Source organism: Nostoc cf. edaphicum LEGE 07299 (genome assembly GCF_015207245.1).
Taxonomy (GTDB): domain Bacteria; phylum Cyanobacteriota; class Cyanobacteriia; order Cyanobacteriales; family Nostocaceae; genus Nostoc; species Nostoc edaphicum_B.
Genome location: NZ_JADEXF010000546.1, coordinates 1 through 3997 on the forward strand (window position 1 = coordinate 1; position 3997 = coordinate 3997).

Annotated in this window: 4 protein-coding genes; 1 reads left to right on the forward strand and 3 read right to left on the reverse strand. The window is 40.0% G+C overall.

Going from position 1 to position 3997, the window contains the following annotated elements; all coding sequences use genetic code 11:
* Positions 1-535, reverse strand: a 535-nt coding sequence (locus IQ229_RS16555; protein WP_194045520.1) for an AAA family ATPase, incomplete at its 3' end; no start/stop codon positions are given.
* A gap of 383 nt (positions 536-918) precedes the next feature.
* On the opposite strand from IQ229_RS16555, the gene topA reads away from it, so the two are divergent.
* Entirely contained in the window at positions 919-3084 is a 2166-nt protein-coding gene (topA, locus tag IQ229_RS16560) for a type I DNA topoisomerase (RefSeq protein ID WP_194045526.1), read from the forward strand.
* Positions 3085-3261: 177 nt separating this feature from the next.
* On the opposite strand, the gene IQ229_RS16565 is transcribed toward topA, so the two are convergent.
* Together IQ229_RS16565 and IQ229_RS16570 are read right to left on the reverse strand one after the other, a co-directional pair.
* A complete protein-coding gene (locus IQ229_RS16565) occupies positions 3262-3528 on the reverse strand; it encodes a type II toxin-antitoxin system RelE family toxin (RefSeq protein WP_194045522.1) in 267 nt (88 codons plus the stop codon).
* Positions 3525-3764 carry a hypothetical protein gene (locus IQ229_RS16570; RefSeq protein WP_194045524.1) on the reverse strand — a complete coding sequence of 80 codons (240 nt, stop codon included), beginning with the start codon at positions 3762-3764 and terminating at the stop codon, positions 3525-3527. Before IQ229_RS16570 ends, IQ229_RS16565 begins: the two co-directional genes overlap by 4 nt.
* Between the last annotated feature and the right edge of the window lie 233 nt (positions 3765-3997).

Here is a 3997-nt window from a genome sequence, read left to right on the forward strand (position 1 = left end):
GAGCAGATACAGACAAGAAGAGGGCATTATGTCTTGTTTTCTGTTGAATACCATCAGCTTTAAGTCTTTTAGAAACACTAATCTTGTTCAGTTTACGCTCAAAAAGTTTAGTTTCTTTTAATTTAGGAACATAAAATAACCATTCAGAGACAACCCTCTCAATAGTTGCCTCAAAACCATATCTATATCTTTTGCCATTTATTAAAAATACGATTTCAAAAAAAGATGGTTTTTCTTCGGTTTCAGTGCTGAGTTTAAATTGCTCAACACCTATTTTTTCCGTGCTTTGAGTCTCTTTAGAAGAATTAATCATAAACCATCTCATGAAACCTAAAGCTGTAGCCAAGTTACTTTTACCACTAGCATTTGCACCGTATATTGCGGCGCTTTTAAGTAGTTTTAAATCATCATCTATTTCAAAAACGTTGTTTTCGTCGAGCTTTTTGTCTTTTGCGACAAGGTTTTCTGCCACCATACTAAAGGTGACTTGCTCTTTAAAGGATCTGTAGTTACCGACACTAAATTCAATAAACATAGCATGAAGTTTAGGCTTAAGACAGAAAATTGTGAATAAATAGTAATTTACTGCTTTAAGAGTAGCAATAATTGGTTAAAGATGCTAAATTATAAGATTGGTTTTAACCTGTACATTTGTACTATTATTAATGTATGCAGCATAATAAACGCCTCCACCGGACGATAGCAGTTTTGTTGCAAAAGCTGACGCTAGAGACTTAGAAGTGAAGCAAAGGTTAAAGTACAAGAAAATTACTTCAGAGTTCAGCAATTTGCAAAGCTTTTTGGTACAGTATTCTAGAAAATCCACATGACGAGAATAGGCGTTCGCCTTTGGCGTTGGCGCAGCCATCGCTCATTGCGATCGCCAGTTTATTGCTCAAAATCGAAAACGCAGTTGCTATGATCAAACGCCTGCTTGTGGTAGAGTCTCCCGGAAAAGTCAAAAAACTCAGTCAAATTCTGGGTTCGGATTGGAAAGTTCTAGCCAGTTGTGGCCACATCCGAGAACTCAGCAATGAAGGAGACGATTCCTTGGGCTTCGTCATGGACGGCAGCAATGTCAGGTGCAATTACGTTCCGCGTGACCAACGAGCGAAAGAAACAATCCAGAAGCTCAAGTCTGCGGTGAGGCAGGTTGATGAAGTTGTTTTAGCAACTGACCCAGACCGGGAAGGCGAGACAATCGCTTGGCATCTCAAAGAAACGCTGGGTTTAAGGGAACCGAAACGAGTAATTTATACTGAGATTACAGCATCGGCGGTACAGAGTGCGATCGCTAATCCCAGAAAGCTAGACCAAAACTTAATCGGTGCTGGGTTGTGCCGAGATTGCTTAGATAAGCTTGTAGGTTATAAAGGTAGCCCTTTAGTTTGGGCATTGAATAACGGTGCTAAGAGTGTTGGCAGAGTCCAAAGCGCCACGTTACACCTGATTTGTCAGCGAGAAAATGAAATTCTGGCGTTTGTTCCCCAAGATTACTGGAGTGTCTGGGTAGATTATGCTGAAGGATTTCGGGCTTTTTACAAAGGGACGGTAGATTCTGCAAAAGATGCAGCAGACCAAGAAACTGAAACTCACGATGACGCAAAGGTAGGTAATAGTCCAGAAACACCGGAGTCTAAGCGCGTTCTTTCCGAAGCAGAGGCTACACGTTTAGTAGAAGAAGCACAGCGACATCCTCATCAGGTGATTCATTTTGAAGGAAAAATTGTCAATCGCCAGCCACCCCCACCATTTACAACTTCCAGCCTTCAGCAAGCAGCCGGTTCAAAGCTGAGGTTTGCTCCTGATAAAACCATGATTGTGGCCCAAAAGCTTTATGAGGCAGGGCTTATCACATATATGCGAACAGACTCAGTAATGCTGAGTCCAGAATTTTGTGCCAGCGCCCGTAAATGGTTAGAGCAAAATGACCCGCCGAATGTACCGCAGCAAGTCGCCAAGCATCGCAGTAGCAAATCGGCTCAAGAAGCACATGAGGCGATTCGTCCAACCGATGTGTTTCGTCCCTCAGTTCAGTTGCGTTTAGAACTTCCTGATGATGAGTTTAATCTGTATGTGATGATCTGGAAACGGTCAATTGCTTCTCAGTGTCGTGCTGCCCAATTGCGTAAAACTTTGGTAATTACTCAGTCTGGTTCCCTACTGTGGTCAGCCAGAGGGCAAGTAATTGAATTTTACGGTTATGCTCGGTACTGGAATAATCTCAGCAAGGATAGTGTTTTACCTTCATTACAACAGGGACAAGCATTAAAACTGGAGAATGCTGGACATGAAAAGAAGCAGACGCAGCCACCACCCCGTTATAGTGAACCAAAATTGGTGCAACTGATGGAACGTAAAGGAATTGGTCGCCCAAGTACCTATGCTCCTACTGTTGCTACCTTAAAAAAACGAAATTATGTTGAGTTGAAAAAAGACCATCTGCAACCGACGGCGTTAGGGTTAGAAGTTGATGCGTTTTTGCTCAAAGCATTACCGGATTTACTAGAGGCAGAATTCACAGCGAAAATGGAAGATGCCCTTGATGCAATTTCTGAAGGAAAAAACTTTTGGCAGCATTATTTAACTAGTTGGAATCAGAATTATTTTGTACCAGCGCTCTCTAAAGCTAAAACTGTAGTTGCGAGTTCCCCAACAGGTAAAGCTAATGTGATAACTGAGCGCAAATATGAAACTTCCAAAACGCGATGCCCTGAATGCAAAAATTTTCTCGCCAAAATTCCGAGTAGTAAAGTTAAAAAGAAATATTTCCTCAAATGCACAAAAGGCTGTGAAAATGTCGTGTTGTTTTGGAGCGACTTTAACAAAACTTGGCAGCCACCACAAGCTAAAACAGTCCAAGCAGAGAATCAACAAAAGCCTCCCGTGAAGATGACGGCATATCCCTGCCCAGTATGTAAGAAACCTTTAGAGGAGTACAGTTACATCAAAGAGGGGCAGAGTAAGACAATGTTGCGATGTTCTAATTCACAATCTCGTAAGGATACCAAACATAAAGATGTGGCTTATTTCAGCACACAAAAAGGGTGGTGGAGTCCTAAGTTTGGGGAGTTAAATTGTTAAGTTTAACTGTTGATATTTTTACTGCCAATAATGACAACAAATAATTTAATTTTGTAAGTTCTAAGGTGTGTTACCGCGATACAAGGAGTTTACTCTTCCCTGCTGAACATCAATATTTGACAAACAAGCACTCAAGGTAACTAAAATCATCAAGAATTAATTACAAATTAACTAGTACTAACTTTCATCCTTATAAACCTTACTACGATGTCCAACTTCTATAACATTCACCACTAAAATATCATCGAAAATATCGTATATAACTCGATACTCACCTACTCTAATTCTATAAGCATTTTCTTTACCTCTTAGCTTTTTTGCCCCGTTTGGGCGGGGTTCTATGGCTAAATCATCAATTTTAACTTGTATGCGTTCTTGAAGTTCTGGCGATAATTTTTTAAGTTGTTTTAATGCTCCCTTTAATATTTCAACTTTATAACTCACGCAACTTCCTTTTTTATTTCTTGTTTTAGTTCTTTTTTAGCTTCCTCCCATGACACTGAACCGTCAATCTCAGCAGATTTTTTTGCAAGCTCATAGGCTTTTAATTCTTCCTCTTCCTCTTCATCTTCGATTTTTTGAAGTAATGCGTAAATCTTATCTAAAGTACTGTCATAAGCTTGGTTTAGCAGTCCGTTGATATTTTTAATTAATTGTTCGCGTTCGTTTGCTGATTTCATTTTTAATCATCCAAGCGTGATTTTACTTTTTCTGCCACTATCTCTAGTTTCGCCTAAGCTCGACTTTATCCATTTTTACGCAACCCAAAACCCAACGCTGAAACCATTGCGAGGCAGTAGTTTTAGTTTTTGGGCTTGAGTGCAAATCAATGACATGGAAAAAGTATTTGCCAAAAAACCAAAATTTTTACCGATAAGGAAAGCGGAGTTCTTAATTTTGGATAAAGTCGAGC